Source organism: Pedobacter nutrimenti (genome assembly GCF_032678445.1).
In the GTDB taxonomy this organism is placed as follows: Bacteria; Bacteroidota; Bacteroidia; order Sphingobacteriales; family Sphingobacteriaceae; genus Pedobacter; species Pedobacter nutrimenti_A.
Window position 1 is genome coordinate 102245 of record NZ_JAVTSQ010000018.1, and the last position, 15010, is coordinate 117254.

A 15010-nucleotide genomic window follows, 5' to 3' on the forward strand; every position below is an offset into this window, starting at 1 on the left:
ACAAAAGAAAAACCTATTTTCGTATAGACTTTAAAAATTTCATTAAAACCTTTTCATCATTTTCCATAGCAGACTGGGTCTGCGCCTTATCAATATGAACCTGTTGAAGGTATTTCGCCAGCTGGTCTTTTTCAAAGGTCTCCAGCAATAAAGGATAAACGTAAGAGCTTTTACAAACTGCACGCGTATTTCCAAGTTTTCCGGCAACGCAGTCCAAAACCTCAACAATGACCTTTTTCTTCGGGCGGTCATCTTCTACATTGGTACATCTGGCCAGTTGCCGCAAGGCTTCCAGCGTACCTCCCCAGGTACGAAAATCTTTTGCAGTAAAATCGCTTCCGCTGATTTCCCTGATGTAGTTATTGATCTGTCCGGAATCTACAGACTGATGCGCCTTACCGCTGGTATAATATTGAAAAAGTTCCTGTCCGGGGATGTCTCTGCACTTTTTAACCAATCTCGCCAGTGTCCGGTCGTTTAGGCGGATGTCTTGCTGGACCCCTTTTTTCCCCTTGAAACTCAGGATCAACTGATTCCCCTCAATCTTTGCATGTTTATCCCGCAGTGTACTTAATCCATAGCTGCCATACAACTGTTTATAGGTTTCATTACCTACACGGATAAGGGTTTTCAACATGACCTGTACACAAATGGCCAGAACTTTTTGTTCATCAAACTGCTTTCGTCTAAGATCTTTGGCAATTCTTTTACGCATCTGCGGCAAAACTTTCCCAAACTCCAGCAGCCTGAAATATTTTGTATCAGAACGCCGCATGGTCCATTTCTGGTGGTAGCGGTATTGCTTCCGTCCGGCGGCATCAATTCCAGTAGCCTGGAGATGAGCGTTCTTTTTAGGGGCAATCCAAACAGATGTCCAGGCCGGGGGCAGTACAAGTGCTTTGATACGGTCCAGCTGGTTTTCATCGGTGATCCGCTTTCCTTTCTGATCGGTGTAATAAAATTTACCAGGCTTTCCTTTTCTGTAAATACCTGGCATACTATCGGTAAGGTAAACCAAACCGCTTTCTTTTATTTCTTCTATTGTCTGAACCATAAGCAAAGGAAGGATATACGTTAAATTTTTAGTTATTTTGCTTTTCAATAAAGCCAGGGGTCTTTAAATTTCCAGGCTTTGATTATAGGTACAATAAACATATCCGGATGAAATTAGTTTTTATGGGCACGCCCGATTTTGCAGTAGCATCTTTAGATGCTTTGGTTAAAGCAGGTTTTGAAATAGCAGCAGTAGTTACTGCGGCAGACAAGCCAGCCGGAAGAGGGCAGAAACTTAGTGAAAGTGCGGTAAAAAAATATGCTGTTGAACATGGAATTAAAGTACTTCAGCCTGTTAAACTTAAGGACCCGGAATTCATTGCCGATCTTCAGGAATTAAAGCCTGACCTTCAGGTGGTGGTTGCCTTCCGGATGCTGCCGGAAATGATCTGGAACATGCCGCCAAAAGGCACTATCAATTTACACGCTTCGCTCCTGCCCCATTATCGCGGTGCAGCGCCAATCAATCATGCGATTATTAACGGGGAAAAGGAAAGCGGTGTAACCACCTTCTTTTTAAAACATGAAATAGATACGGGTGATGTGATCTTTTCCGAGACTGTCAACATCAGTGACGAAGATACCGCTGGTGACCTGCATGATAAACTGATGGTTGTAGGCGCAGGCCTGCTAGTGAAGACCGTTAAAGCCATTGAAACGGGTGATTACCAGGAAATCCCTCAACCTGCGGCAGAGGAGCTTAAACACGCGCCCAAGATTTTTAAAGATTTTTGCCAGATCAATTGGGACCTGCCAGTTCAGACTGTGTACAATCTGATCAGAGGATTGAGCCCTTACCCTACTGCATTTACCAAACTAAACGATAAAACACTTAAAATATTTAAAGCAAAAATAGAAAACCAGGTGCCTGATGTGGCACCCGGGAGTTTTTTAACAGATGGCAAAACCTTTTTGAAATTTGCCACCCGTGATGGCTTTTTAAAATTAACGGATCTGCAATACGAAGGCAAAAAAAGGATGTCTGTGGAAGAATTTTTAAGAGGTATGCGCTTATAAATTATTCAACATTGTACTTAATCCTTTGGAAACTTCATTGAAATATCTTTTTCTTCCATAACCCATTACCCAGCGGATACCGCCAAGGGCATTGGTGATAAAAACTTCTTCGGCTTCTCTCAACACTTCGGGATTGAGTTGAGCTTCTATGATGGAAATGTCGTTGGCTTTGGCCAGTCCCATCACCACTTTGCGCATGACACCAGAAATACATCCCTCAGACAATGCCGGCGTATAGATTTGCTTGTCGTACACAACAAATACATTAGAACTGATGCTCTCACAAAGAAAACCGTTCTGATTGAGAATAATCGCCTCGTCCAGTTTGTGTTGTTTTTTAAACAATCCTGCCATCACATACACCAGCGCACTGCTGGTTTTATAATTGGACAAGGGATTGATGGGCTTGGTGATCTCATCAAAGACATCTATGATCAAGCCTTTTTTATTCAGTTCATAGCCACTCTCGGTAAGCGGACTGGCTTCCAGGATATAACCTGATTTATTGCTGTTTGGGGTATACAGGCCATCACCGTTACGGTAAATCGACAACCGGAACCGCACATTATCTCTTAATTTATTCTTTTTACAAAGCTCTGCCGTTTTCTGTTTCAGAAAATATTCATCCAGTAAAACACTGCCTTCTATTTTAAGGGCCTTCATCCCTGCACGAAGCCGGTCGGCATGCAACTCAGGGAACAACAGCTTACCACCGCTCATGCGCATGGTTTCAAATAAGCCGTCCCCGTAACGGAAACTGCGGTTACTGGAAGTCAGTATCGGATGGTGAATTGTAAAAAACTCGTCGTTGTGTAAAATATACTCGTGTTGCATGTATTATTGTGGCTGTACGATGTAGTTTCTCCATTTGTTCAGTACCGCATCAAAATCAGCCGGCAAAGGTGCTTCAAATTCCAGATATTTTTTAGTGCTTGGATGAATAAATCCTAAAGTTTGTGCATGAAGGGCTTGTCTGGGCATCAGCTCAAAACAATTGTGAACAAACTGTTTGTATTTGGCAAAGGTTGTTCCTTTTAGAATTTTATCTCCTCCGTAATTCGTATCGCTGAATAGTGGGTGTCCAATATGCTGCATATGTGCTCTGATTTGATGTGTACGGCCAGTTTCCAGCTGGCAGCTGATTAGGGTTACATATCCTAAACGTTCCAGAACGGTATAATGTGTTACAGACCACTTGCCTTTTTCTTCATCGTCGTAAATGTCCATGATGATCCGGTTCTTCGCGCTTCTACCGATATAACCAGTAACTGTGCCATTTTCTTCCAGATCTCCCCAAACCAAGGCCAGGTATTTACGGGTAATGGTATGGTCGTAAAATTGTTTGGCCAGTTTGGTCATGGTCATTTCATTCTTGCTGATCAGCAGCAATCCTGATGTATCCTTATCTATACGGTGCACCAGACCAGGTCTCCCCTCATTTCCGGGAAGCTCGGGCAATTGTTCAAAATGAAAAGCAAGCGCATTGACCAGGGTTCCGGTATAATTATTATATCCAGGGTGCACCACCATACCCGCTTCTTTATTCACCACCAGCAAATCGTTGTCTTCATAGACAATGTCAAGGGGAATATCCTCCGGATAAACTTCGGTATCTCTTGGTGGATGAGGAAAAACAATGGAAATCTCATCAGCTGGTTTTACTTTATAACTTGGCTTTACCGTTTTCTGATTAACCAAAACATTCCCGGCGTCTATAGCATTTTGTATACGGTTTCGTGACGCATTTTCCATACGGTGCATCAAAAACTTGTCGATCCGGAGCAAAGATTGCCCCTTATCTACAACAATATTAAAATGTTCATATAAATCCTGCTCCTCTAATTCTACTCCGGCGTTGGTATTTTCCATTTTACAAAACTAATCTTTAACAATTACATATTTAAAAAAGAAATTGGCTTACTATTTGTTAGGGTAGGATGCAAGCCTGCAAAACCCACTTTGTTACAGGGCAAAAGGGCTTCAAAACCACAGAAAATAAATTTTTTAAAAAAATAACGCCGATAAAATGAAACTGCACAAAATGAATGAACAAGCCCACCGCAATTTCATCAGTACAAGAAACGATACCTACCCTACACAAGAGAATATAAAATCAATACCTATGAAAGCCTTTACCCAAAATGTTAAAATCGTTCTTAATTTTTTTCCTTACCTGATTAAAAAAATCTATTTCAAAGCTTAATCGGGCTGGAAATGTAAAATGGACTTTATATTTGCCTCATGTTTGAAGCGATACATAGTCCGTTACACGAATTAAAACATCCCTCTGCACGTTTATACGTCAAGAGGGATGATCTCATTGATCCCTATATCTCCGGGAATAAATGGCGTAAGCTCAAATATATCCTGGCTAAAGCACTCCATTTAAAAAGAACACATCTGGTTACTTTTGGAGGCGCCTATTCCAATCACCTTATTGCCACTGCCGCTGCCGCCGCTCGTTCGGGTTTACAATCTACTGGTTTTGTGCGCGGTGAAGAGGTAGAAAATGACACCTTGTTTCTTTGCAAACTTTATGGAATGAAATTGATCTTTATCAGCAGAGAAGCTTATAAGGATAAATATGGTTTGTTCAAGGTCTATTTCGGTGGAGACCCTTCCGCTTATTTTATTGATGAGGGGGGGGCTTCTGCAGAAGCCGTAAAGGGTTGCGCAGAAATCATTCAGGAGCTTCCTGGAGATGTCGATCATTTATTTTGTGCTGCAGGAACAGGAACAACTGCGGCAGGTCTTTTAAAAGGCATCCGCCAGCAGAATCTGAAGACCCAGCTCCATGTTGTACCGGTATTAAAAGGTGGCGATTTTATTGCCGGGGAGATTTACAATTACACGAAAACCATAGAACAACTGAACCTGCATACGGATTACCATTTTGGGGGTTACGCAAAAACTTCGCCTGAATTGCTTCAGTTCATGACTGGTTTTACAGCGCGGGAAGGCATGCTGATTGATCCCATATATACAGCGAAGATGTTTTATGCTATTGATGATCTGGCAAAACAAGGTTATTTTAATCCAGGAGAGAAGATTGTAGCCCTTCATACCGGTGGGCTGCTGGGCATCCTTGGTAAAAAGCAACAGTTATCTGATGCAGCTCGGTTACTTTAATGTTCCGTAAATGTGTTTTGCCTCCTGAGGTTGATGATCGATCCCTTTCCGGCAGCAATCATCACCTTGCTCACTTCCCTGCTGATGGCAAATACAGACAGGACATTGGTTTGGATCACATTATAAAATTCGGCATCAGTTACCTCAGCAAAGGGCTTCTTATATTTTTGTACTCATATCGTATTCTTTTTTAAGGAGGATGGCCGGATCAGCAGCTGTGATTTTAGAATAATGGTATTGGTCAATGCCGCATCATCTTCTCCGTTAAGCTGGCTAACCAGGTGTCTTGCTGCAATTTTCCCCATCTCTTCACCTGGATAATTCATGGTGGTCAGCATAGGTTCTGAAATCCGGGAGATGATGTCGTTGTTGAATCCGGCAACTGCAATGTCTTCCGGAATTCGAAGTCCTGCATCTTTAAAAACTTTCATACAGATCACCGCAGAAAGGTCATTGGCCACAAAAAGTGCATCAGGTCTGTTCTTCATTTTCAACAGCTGTTTAGCAACTAATATGGAAGATTCTTCTGTAAGGTCTGTTTCAAAAATCAGCTCTTGCTGCTTAGGGAACTGATGTTCTGCCAAAGCACGTTCGTACCCCAGTTTCCTTTCCTGGTAAACATTCAGCATACAGTTGCCTGTAAGATGGGCAATGCATTTACAGCCCTGCTCTATTAAATGATTGGTGATTTCATAGCCTGCCTTTTCATTATTGATCACCACTTTACTAAAATCATCTTCCTCGATCACCCTATCCACAAAAATCAGGGGAATCCGGTGACGGATGTATTCTTTATAATGATCAAGGTTACGGGTATTGGCGGCTAAATTCACAATCAGCCCATCTACCCTATTTTGGAGCATTTCCGCAGCATACTTAATTTCATTCTCTTCCAGTTCCAGAGACTGACTAATCAGCATGTTATAGCCAGATACATTGAGTTCTTTTTCTATACCAGCCAGAATATCGGAAATAAAATAACTGTTTAACCTGGGCACAATGACCCCAATGGTATTGGTTTTCTGTTTGCGCAGGTTGCGGGCAAAGGTATTGAAGCGATAGCCCATCTCTGTGGCCGCATCAAATATTTTCTTCCTGGTTTTAGCCGTAACGGCAGGATTGTCCTGAAGCCCCCGGCTGATGGTAGAGGGGGCAAGATTCAGTCGTTCTGCAAGATCGTAGATCGTGACTACTTTCTCATTTTTCATATTTGGCCAGACATTTTTCCGGCCCTAAAGTAATCATTTTTCTAAAAAATGCAATCCATTGCATTTTTTAGAAAACGCAGGGAATCAAGCGGTCGTATTTACGCCTGGAATTCGTTGGGTTGACTTTCTGACGATGACTTTAGGTTTTATACTTACAATTTTAGGTTCTACATTGAATTCCAGTCCTTCCATCTCCTGGAAATAAAGGTTTGCGATGGTTTTTCCCATACTGATGCTGTACTGATCAATAGTGGTAATAGACGGACTGGTCAGTTCGGTAAAAGGTTCATTGGAATAGCCGCAAATCCCAAGGTCTTTAGGAATCTGGATTCCTTTATTGGTAGCTACTTCAAGAACACCCAGAGCAGAGAAATCGGAAGTGGAAGCGAATATTGCATCTGGAGGGTTCTCCAGGCCCAGCAACTGAGCGGTGGCTGCTGCACCCAATTCCTTGGTCCATGCATTTTCGCACATCAGTTCTTCCAGAACCGGAATATTATGCTTACGAAGCGCAGCCAGATAACCTTCTTTACGCTGACGGAAAATATCCAGCTGTTGCGGGCCTTCCAACAAGGCTATCCTGCGGTAACCTTGCTCTATCAGATGTGTTACGGCTTCATAAGAGGCCTTTTCATTGTTATTGATCACTTTAAAAGTATCCAGTTCCTCTACCACCCGGTCAAACTGGATGAGCCTGATCTGGTGATCCAGCACCTGTTGCAAGTGTTCATGGGGTCCGTTTTCAGCGGCGATAGAAATGATGATACAACTCACATGCTGGTTCACCAGTGCATTGACACAATCCACCTCGCGCGCATGCGATTCGTTGGACTGACAGATGATCAGGTTATAGCCCTTTTTATAAGTAACTTCTTCAATTCCGGCGATAATATTGGAAAAGAAAAACTGGTTGATCCTGGGCACCACCACACCAATAGTTGGGTTATTCCCTTTCCTCAGGTTGGAGGCCATCGCATTGTGCTGGTAATTCATTTCTGCAGCAGTTTTGAGCACCAGTGCTTTTGTTGCAGCATTAACTTTATTACTGTTACTAAGTGCCCTGGACACAGAAGAAGCTGCCAAATTCAGCTTTAGGGCAATATCATAGATGGTTGTTCTTTTCTGACGCTGCATAATAAATACAAAAATATAAAAAAAAATAGGGCAATCGATTGCAAAACAAAATTATTCTCCTAAATTCGTTTCTGCTAACCAGATTTAAACAACCATGAAACAAAAAATCATATGCTGTTACTAGGAATAGATATAGGTACTTCCTCTATAAAAGTAGCCGTTATCAATGTAGAAACACAACGGGTAGTTACTTCAGCACAATATCCTGACGAAGAAAGCCCCATCCTATCTAAACAAACCGGCTGGGCAGAGCAATCACCTGACATGTGGTGGGAACATACACTGCAGGCTTTTAACAAATGTAAAACACAAGCTTCGTTTCAGGCCAGTGATATTGCGTCTATAGGCATCGCCTATCAAATGCACGGACTGGTGCTGGTAGATAAAGAACAGAACCTGGTACGCAACAGTATTATCTGGTGTGACAGCCGGGCTGTAGAAATTGGAAACCAAGCTTTTGAAGCCTTGGGAGAGGAATATTGTCTGGCTCATCTGCTCAATTCTCCAGGGAATTTTACGGCTTCCAAACTGGCCTGGGTAAAAAAGAATGAACCAGAGGTTTACGCCAGGGTGGATAAATTCATGCTTCCAGGTGATTTCATTGCGATGAAACTCACTTCGCAGATCAGCACCAGTATTTCAGCTTTATCTGAAGGGGTATTCTGGGATTTTAAAACAGATAGCTTATCCGCAGCGCTGATGGACTATTATGGCTTCAGCAGAGATCTTATTCCGGAAATCAAACCTGTATTTGCAGAGCATGGCCGGGTGACGGCAAGTATCGCGCAGCTTACCGGTTTGGCAGAAGGAACTCCGGTTACTTATAAATCAGGTGATCAGCCCAATAATGCGCTTTCTTTAAATGTACTGGAGCCTGGAGAAATTGCGGCAACGGCAGGTACTTCAGGTGTAATCTATGGTGTAAGCGATCAACTGGCCTTTGATCCTCAATCGAGGGTAAACACTTTTGCCCACGTCAATTATACACAGGAGCAAAAACGACTGGGTATTTTACTCTGTATCAATGGTACAGGAAGTATGAACCGCTGGGCCAAGCACAATATGGGCCCTACAGATTCTTATGCACAAATCAATGCCGCTGCTGCGCAGGTGGCCATAGGTGCAGATGGTTTGCGTATACTGCCCTTTGGAAATGGAGCGGAGCGTATGCTCAACAACAGACTGATCGGTGCTCAAATGAGCCATATCGATTTGAACATACATCAGAAGGCGCATATATTCAGGGCGGTACAGGAAGGAATTGCTTATGCTTTCCGTTATGGACTCGACATTATGCGTTCCAATGGCCTGGCTCCTACCGTTATCCGTGCCGGCAAAGCGAATTTATTCCTCAGCAACCTCTTCCTGGAAGCTTTTGTAAACAGTACAGGGGTTCCGGTAGAATTGTATGAAAATGATGGCAGTACCGGGGCAGCTCTAGGCTCTGGAATTGGGGCGAAAATTTACAGCAGCCCTTCCGAAGCCTTCCATAACCTGAAACCCATTCAATTTGTGGAGCCCACATTAACCAGCCAATATGAGCCTGTATACCAGGACTGGCTACAGCTTTTAAATCAACAACTATAACCAAAATCAAAATATAATTAAGATGACTAAAGTAATCACAGGAGAAAAAGAATTTTTCAAAGGCATTGGACAAGTAAAGTTCGAAGGACTGGAATCAAATAACCCACTGGCTTTTCGCTGGTATGATGAAAATAGAATCATTGCAGGTAAAACCATGAAAGAACATTTGCGTTTTGCTTGTGCTTACTGGCATTCTTTTGTAGCTACAGGTGGCGATCCTTTTGGAGAAGCAACCATCATTCACCCATGGAATGAAAAAGCAGATGCAGTAGAGCGTGCAAAAGATAAAATGGATGCAGCGTTTGAATTCATCACCAAAATGAACCTGCCTTATTACTGTTTCCATGACGTGGATCTGGTAGATTATACCAACGATGTACTGGAAAACGAAAGACGTTTACAGGCTATTGTAGACTACGCCAAACAAAAACAAGCAGAGAGTGGTGTAAAATTACTTTGGGGAACAGCCAATCTGTTTTCTAACCGCAGGTACATGAACGGCGCAGCAACCAATCCTAATTTCCATGTACTGGCTCATGCCGGCGCACAGGTTAAATCGGCATTGGATGCGACTATTGCACTGGGCGGAGAGAATTATGTATTCTGGGGTGGACGCGAAGGCTATATGAGTTTATTGAATACCAAAATGAAACGGGAACAAGAGCATTTGGCTAAATTCCTTCATGCTTCAAAAGACTATGCACGTGCACAAGGCTTTAAAGGAACCTTCTTCATTGAACCAAAACCTTGTGAGCCGACCAAACATCAATATGATTATGATGCGGCAACAGTAATTGGTTTCCTGCGCGAATACAATTTGCTGGAAGACTTTAAACTGAACCTGGAAGTTAACCATGCTACACTGGCGGGCCATACTTTCCAGCACGAGGTACAGGTTGCTGCTGATGCAGGTTTACTGGGCTCTATGGATGCCAACAGAGGTGATTATCAGAATGGCTGGGATACAGACCAGTTCCCGAACAATGTCAATGAAATTACAGAGGCGATGTTGATCGTTCTGGAAGCAAATGGCCTGCAAGGTGGTGGAATCAATTTTGATGCGAAGATCAGAAGAAATTCTACAGATGCTGCTGATCTGTTCTATGCGCATATCGGAGGGATGGATACTTTTGCACGTGCATTGGTTACAGCCGACCAGATTCTGCAGCATTCGGATTATAAAAAGATCAGAACCGAAAGATATGCTTCTTTTGATGGCGGAAAAGGTAAAGATTTTGAGCAGGGTAAACTGAACCTGGAAGATCTGCGCGCTTACGCTATAGAAAAAGGTGAACCGGCTACCCTGAGCGGACAGCAGGAATTATTGGAAAACATCATCAACAGATTTATTTAATCTACGCTTATGAATGCATTAGGCACATACGACTATGTCGTTTTCCTGGTCTATTTTCTGATCGTAGCTTTATACGGATGGACGGTATACCGCAAAAAGCAGGCGCATAAAGAAAATTCGAAAGATTTCTTCCTGGCCAAAGATTCTTTGACCTGGTGGGCGATCGGTGCTTCTCTTATTGCCTCCAATATCTCTGCAGAGCAGTTTATAGGGATGAGCGGTTCCGGTTTTACCATGGGCCTGGCCATTGCTACTTATGAGTGGATGGCTGCTGCTACACTAATTATCGTGGCTGTATTTTTTATCCCGGTTTACCTCAAGAACAAGATCTATACCATGCCCCAGTTTCTGGGGCAACGCTACAACAGCACAGTAGCGATGATCATGGCCATCTTCTGGTTGTTGCTCTATGTGGTGGTGAATTTGACTTCGATCCTGTACCTTGGTGCTTTAGCCATCAATAGCATTTCAGGCATCAATACCACGGCTTGTATGTATGTTCTGGCTGTTTTTGCCATCATCATTACCCTTGGAGGGATGAAGGTCATTGGTTACACCGACGTGATCCAGGTCTTCTTCCTGATCCTTGGCGGACTGGCTACCACCTACCTGGCTTTACAACTGGTATCAACCCATTTTGGAACCTCGGGCGTATTAAATGGTTTAAATCTGGTGAAAGAAAAAGCGACAGACCATTTCCATATGATCTTTCATAAAGAAAATGCGCACTATATGGACTTGCCAGGTCTTACGGTGTTAATTGGCGGAATGTGGATTGTGAATCTAAACTACTGGGGCTGTAACCAGTACATTACCCAAAGGGCGCTTGGTGCAGATTTAAAAACAGCCAGAGGCGGCTTATTATTTGCGGCCTTTCTTAAATTGCTGATGCCGGTGATTGTGGTCCTTCCAGGTATTGCAGCCTATGTGTTATACAAAGAGGGTTATGGGAATTTTCATCATGATATGATGAAAGACGGATCGCTGAACGCGGATTCTGCCTACCCTGTATTGCTGAACCTGCTTCCTGCCGGATTGAAAGGCTTATCTTTTGCAGCACTTACAGCAGCTATTGTGGCTTCACTTGCTGGAAAAGCCAACAGTATTGCTACCATCTTTACACTCGATGTGTACAAGAAGGTGATCAATAAAGAGGCCAATGAGCATAAACAAGTGGTGATTGGAAGGGCAACGGTAATCATTGCCATGATCCTGGCCATCATCATTGCCCCTCAACTAGGTATTGATAAAAAAGGTGGCTTCCAGTTTATCCAGGAATATACCGGCTTTGTATCACCAGGTATCTTTGCCATGTTTATTTTAGGGTTTTTCTGGAAAAAGACCACCTCCAATGCTGCTCTTTTTGCAACTATAGGAGGTTTTATTCTGTCAGTTCTGTTTAAGGTCCTTCCGGCTTTTACCAATCTGGAATGGTTAAGTCCTTTTGGTTTCTCCAAACTGGCCGAACAAAAGGATGGAACGATGCTTTATGAGATTCCTTTCCTGGACAGAATGGGCTTTGTATTTGTGATTTGTATACTGGCCATGTGGATCATCAGCACACTGGAAAACCGAAAAGGTGTTAATCCTAAAGGTTTGGATGTAGACCGCAACATGTTCAAAACCAATACTGGTTTTGCGGTGGGTTCACTGATTGTTTGCGGGGTGATTGTAGCTTTGTACACGATCTTCTGGTAACTCGTACCTTATGACCAAAAAAGGCTTGTGTTCTTCTGGAACACAAGCCTTTTTTTATTTATGGATTTCAGAGGCTCCATCTGTCCGGAAAGCCGAGGCAGGCAAACCTTCTTTATTGTACAGGTTTGCACCTTCAGGATTATCGGCCCAGGCATACCGCACAGCCACTGGCTCTTGAACAGCCGCACTCCATACTTCTACCTGCTTTCCTGTAATCCGGGCTTTTGCCCATACAAATTTGCCATCTTTACCAGCAATAGAAAAGAACCGAAGTCTGTTGATTGTCAGAGGGCTGCAATCGGTTGAATATACTTTTTATCAGAAATCTGCATTATTTGGATAAATAGAGCACAAATGAGATACACTGAGGCTTAAATGATAACAATTAAACCGTTCATGAAAAACAGCCTTAAACTGCAACCGATTGCTTTTATAAAAAAGAGCGCACATAATAATAAATACTATCTTTTTCATATGCTAAGGCAAAATTAGACACTCTCGCCCGGAATAAGAAGGACATAGTCACGTCTTAAAAGGACAGCCCCCACAGACCATCTGACTGGTAGTGTGGGGGCTAAAATTGAAACTGATGTAGCAATGCACATCGTCATCCACAAAGCTTACAGGCACCTGTAATGTTAAAACAAGGCATTTATTTCAATATCCGATTGATCAGTTCTTTCAGTGTTTTACCCGGAAGCAATGTCGGCACATACAAATCCGGCCTTTCTGCCCAGGTAGTTTCCATTTTGAAATAATCGGGTACTTGTACGTCAGGCTGTTCCATTTTAGCTAGCTGCTCCTTTGTAAATTTCTCCCATCTATGCAGGTATAAAGAGCTCAGCAAACCAGCCCATTCCTTATGTGCATATTCATGCAGATCAGTTTTTGGATTGGTATCCGGACCCCAATACGTAAGCTGGGCTTTCGCGTTTTTTAGTGCAATCACCTTATCCTCTGGCGTAGAACCAAAGGACATGGCTTGTTGAAGCCATCTGTTCAATGTGAAATACCGGTTATTACTCAACAGGGAGTCCTGCTGACGGATCAATTGTTGAAATTGCAAACTACTTGCTTTAAACTTTTCAGGGTCCCTTGCTTGTATCGCATCCATCATATCTTTATACACCAGATCACCTTTATTGGCCTGTACTTGTCTTACAAAATCAATGAGGTCTGTCTGATAAGTTTCACTGCCTTTGAACTGAGGAGCGGCAGCAACAAAAGCCTTCACCGCCTCTTTGAACTGCGCTATATCATAGTTCCTTTTTCTGGTCCCCCAGGAAGAAACGGTTTTTATAGCTATACCCGGCCGTGCACAGAATATAGATTCTGAAGGACCTTCCTGGTAAATCTCGGGACTACTGTAAGCCGTTTTTAGTAACAGCTGCCAGGCTTTTTCCAGTTCGGGGGTGGATTTACCATACCGGTACTCCTGATAGTTCTTTATCCATTGTTTCACATCCACGTGGTTACTGCGCCAACCCAGTTCCAGCATCAGATCAAAAGCAACAGGGTTGTTATAAATTCCTTCCGGGATAATTCCTACCCCGCTTAAAAATTGCCCGTACTGACTTTGTTTGGCCCTGTATACCTCATCTGCAAAGCGCTGAAGTTTGCCATAGATGCCATTCTTCTCCCCAAAGTTACTCACGTTGCTCCAAACAAATGGTGTGCCTTCATAACCGTGCCGCTGTTCCCAGTTGTTGGTATTCTCCCCAAACAACTCAATCACTAAGGTTTTCTTTCTATCCAGGCCATCCAGAAGTTTGGTTGCCGGATTAGATTGCCAGCCCTGCAATACCCATGTGCTTTTGGGATAATGATCCTGCATCACCTGCTGAATTGTAGCAGCCGAAGAAGAAAGATCAACCCCTTTTGAACTCCCGCCTTCATGAAAAGGATCTCCTCCAAAGTAATGCAGATCAGTTCCGTACAGGTTTTTCATCTCCGTATAATAAATGTCCGCAATCTTTTTAAATGAAGGATCAGTTGTCGTTAAGAAGTCCGGACGTGTAAACCCGCCAGCCCATTTCCCCTGATCAATCACTTTAATATCCATTTTAGTTTTCAACGTTGTGGGGATCATCCCATAGAAACCATGCATCACAGGTTCAATACCGAGCGTTTTCATTCTTTTAATGATATTCTGCTGCAAAGCCGCCTGCTGATCGATTAAGGTCTGACTTACCGGACCGCCCCAGCCTTCCATATTTCCCATCAGCCACCAGGCACTAAAAGCAGGGCCTGCAATAAAATCCTTTGTTTCTTTATCCGTGTAGCCTATTTTTTTCAGCGTATTCTGCCATACCGCTTCCATTCCAACTGGCGCAAGTACCAGGTTTACGCCATTAAGTGCCATCCAGTCCAGCTCCCGCTCCCAGTCTGCCCAGCGATAAAAACTCATAGAATAGCTGATCGTACAGTAGTTTAAGGCGTAGCGGTATGGATATGGCGAAACGATTCTCACTTTTTGATCAATGACCGGCAGTTTTGCTACTACTGAAAGATTATCGCCAAAATGGGACATACTACGTTTACAGTAATATTTCAGGTACCAGCCTAGCCCCTGCGCCGCAGCATTGGCATTTGAAGCCTTGATTTTTAATTTATTGTTATGGGTGGAGAGTTCAAACACATCCTTGCCATCAGCAGCAGGAATGGTTGAAAAAATAACCGAAGAAGACAGCCAGGGCACACGTCTGCTCACCAGATCTTTAACAGATTCATAAGTCTGGGCATTTGCAGTTCTAACCGCAAATGCAAGAAACAACAATAAAACACTTTTAAATAGCATGTTTATTCTATTCATCTGATCTAAATTAACAAT

12 protein-coding genes and 1 pseudogene are annotated in these 15010 nt (G+C 43.0%); 6 read left to right on the forward strand and 7 right to left on the reverse strand.

The features are described 5' to 3' along the window. Positions 1 to 13: 13 nt before the first annotated feature. The gene (locus tag R2S08_RS26235; RefSeq protein ID WP_316837900.1) at positions 14 to 1054 is read right to left on the reverse strand and encodes a DNA topoisomerase IB; all 1041 of its coding nucleotides are present in this window, start codon (positions 1052 to 1054) and stop codon (positions 14 to 16) included. Positions 1055 to 1161: 107 nt separating this feature from the next. Between R2S08_RS26235 and fmt the strand changes: the two genes are divergently transcribed. Next, positions 1162 to 2070: a methionyl-tRNA formyltransferase gene (gene fmt / locus R2S08_RS26240; RefSeq protein WP_316837901.1), complete on the forward strand. Its 909-nt coding sequence runs from the start codon at positions 1162 to 1164 to the stop codon at positions 2068 to 2070. Here fmt and R2S08_RS26245 read toward each other — a convergent pair. Beyond that, positions 2065 to 2904: an aminotransferase class IV gene (locus R2S08_RS26245; RefSeq protein ID WP_316837902.1), complete on the reverse strand. Its 840-nt coding sequence runs from the start codon at positions 2902 to 2904 to the stop codon at positions 2065 to 2067. The genes fmt and R2S08_RS26245 overlap by 6 nt on opposite strands. A gap of 3 nt (positions 2905 to 2907) precedes the next feature. Then, entirely contained in the window at positions 2908 to 3939 is a 1032-nt protein-coding gene (locus R2S08_RS26250; RefSeq protein WP_133777881.1) for an RluA family pseudouridine synthase, read from the reverse strand. Positions 3940 to 4096: 157 nt separating this feature from the next. Here R2S08_RS26250 and R2S08_RS26255 point away from each other — a divergent pair, with 157 nt between their 5' ends. Both R2S08_RS26255 and R2S08_RS26260 read left to right on the forward strand, forming a co-directional pair. Next, a complete protein-coding gene (locus tag R2S08_RS26255; RefSeq protein ID WP_316837903.1) occupies positions 4097 to 4273 on the forward strand; it encodes a hypothetical protein in 177 nt (58 codons plus the stop codon). A 38-nt stretch (positions 4274 to 4311) separates the two neighbouring features. Then, positions 4312 to 5199: a 1-aminocyclopropane-1-carboxylate deaminase/D-cysteine desulfhydrase gene (locus tag R2S08_RS26260; protein WP_316837904.1), complete on the forward strand. Its 888-nt coding sequence runs from the start codon at positions 4312 to 4314 to the stop codon at positions 5197 to 5199. Here R2S08_RS26260 and R2S08_RS26265 read toward each other — a convergent pair. The 3 genes and pseudogenes from R2S08_RS26265 to R2S08_RS26275 all read right to left on the reverse strand — a co-directional run. After that, positions 5196 to 5351: pseudogene (locus tag R2S08_RS26265) on the reverse strand (SDR family NAD(P)-dependent oxidoreductase); the annotation flags it as partial. The gene R2S08_RS26260 and the pseudogene R2S08_RS26265 sit on opposite strands and share 4 nt — an antisense overlap. Positions 5352 to 5372: 21 nt before the next feature. Continuing rightward, positions 5373 to 6407 (reverse strand): LacI family DNA-binding transcriptional regulator, encoded by a 1035-nt coding sequence (locus tag R2S08_RS26270; RefSeq protein WP_316837905.1) that lies wholly within the window; start codon positions 6405 to 6407, stop codon positions 5373 to 5375. Positions 6408 to 6491: 84 nt separating this feature from the next. Beyond that, complete coding sequence (locus tag R2S08_RS26275) at positions 6492 to 7541, reverse strand: LacI family DNA-binding transcriptional regulator (protein ID WP_316837906.1); 1050 nt, start codon at positions 7539 to 7541, stop codon at positions 6492 to 6494. Positions 7542 to 7652: 111 nt separating this feature from the next. On the opposite strand from R2S08_RS26275, the gene R2S08_RS26280 reads away from it, so the two are divergent. The 3 genes from R2S08_RS26280 to R2S08_RS26290 are packed head-to-tail and all read left to right on the forward strand — an operon-like array spanning position 7653 to position 12180. Continuing rightward, positions 7653 to 9128 carry a xylulokinase gene (locus tag R2S08_RS26280; protein WP_316837907.1) on the forward strand — a complete coding sequence of 492 codons (1476 nt, stop codon included), beginning with the start codon at positions 7653 to 7655 and terminating at the stop codon, positions 9126 to 9128. Positions 9129 to 9150: 22 nt separating this feature from the next. Next, complete coding sequence (xylA, locus tag R2S08_RS26285; RefSeq protein WP_316837908.1) at positions 9151 to 10482, forward strand: xylose isomerase; 1332 nt, start codon at positions 9151 to 9153, stop codon at positions 10480 to 10482. Positions 10483 to 10491: 9 nt separating this feature from the next. Continuing rightward, on the forward strand, positions 10492 to 12180 hold the full coding sequence (locus R2S08_RS26290; protein WP_316837909.1) for a sodium/sugar symporter: 1689 nt from the start codon (positions 10492 to 10494) through the stop codon (positions 12178 to 12180). A gap of 652 nt (positions 12181 to 12832) precedes the next feature. Here the strand turns inward: R2S08_RS26290 and R2S08_RS26295 are convergent. Beyond that, complete coding sequence (locus tag R2S08_RS26295) at positions 12833 to 14992, reverse strand: alpha-N-acetylglucosaminidase (protein WP_316837910.1); 2160 nt, start codon at positions 14990 to 14992, stop codon at positions 12833 to 12835. Between the last annotated feature and the right edge of the window lie 18 nt (positions 14993 to 15010).

Excerpts from the sequence above, each read along its gene's own strand:
- R2S08_RS26250 (WP_133777881.1), bottom strand. The coding sequence starts at position 3,939 with ATGGAAAATACCAACGCCGGAGTAGAATTAGAGGAGCAGGATTTATAT.
- R2S08_RS26295 (WP_316837910.1), bottom strand. The coding sequence starts at position 14,992 with ATGAATAGAATAAACATGCTATTTAAAAGTGTTTTATTGTTGTTTCTT.
- R2S08_RS26255 (WP_316837903.1), top strand. The coding sequence starts at position 4,097 with ATGAAACTGCACAAAATGAATGAACAAGCCCACCGCAATTTCATCAGT.
- R2S08_RS26260 (WP_316837904.1), top strand. The coding sequence starts at position 4,312 with ATGTTTGAAGCGATACATAGTCCGTTACACGAATTAAAACATCCCTCT.
- R2S08_RS26235 (WP_316837900.1), bottom strand. The coding sequence starts at position 1,054 with ATGGTTCAGACAATAGAAGAAATAAAAGAAAGCGGTTTGGTTTACCTT.
- R2S08_RS26245 (WP_316837902.1), bottom strand. The coding sequence starts at position 2,904 with ATGCAACACGAGTATATTTTACACAACGACGAGTTTTTTACAATTCAC.
- fmt (WP_316837901.1), top strand. The coding sequence starts at position 1,162 with ATGAAATTAGTTTTTATGGGCACGCCCGATTTTGCAGTAGCATCTTTA.
- R2S08_RS26280 (WP_316837907.1), top strand. The coding sequence starts at position 7,653 with ATGCTGTTACTAGGAATAGATATAGGTACTTCCTCTATAAAAGTAGCC.
- R2S08_RS26275 (WP_316837906.1), bottom strand. The coding sequence starts at position 7,541 with ATGCAGCGTCAGAAAAGAACAACCATCTATGATATTGCCCTAAAGCTG.
- xylA (WP_316837908.1), top strand. The coding sequence starts at position 9,151 with ATGACTAAAGTAATCACAGGAGAAAAAGAATTTTTCAAAGGCATTGGA.
- R2S08_RS26270 (WP_316837905.1), bottom strand. The coding sequence starts at position 6,407 with ATGAAAAATGAGAAAGTAGTCACGATCTACGATCTTGCAGAACGACTG.
- R2S08_RS26290 (WP_316837909.1), top strand. The coding sequence starts at position 10,492 with ATGAATGCATTAGGCACATACGACTATGTCGTTTTCCTGGTCTATTTT.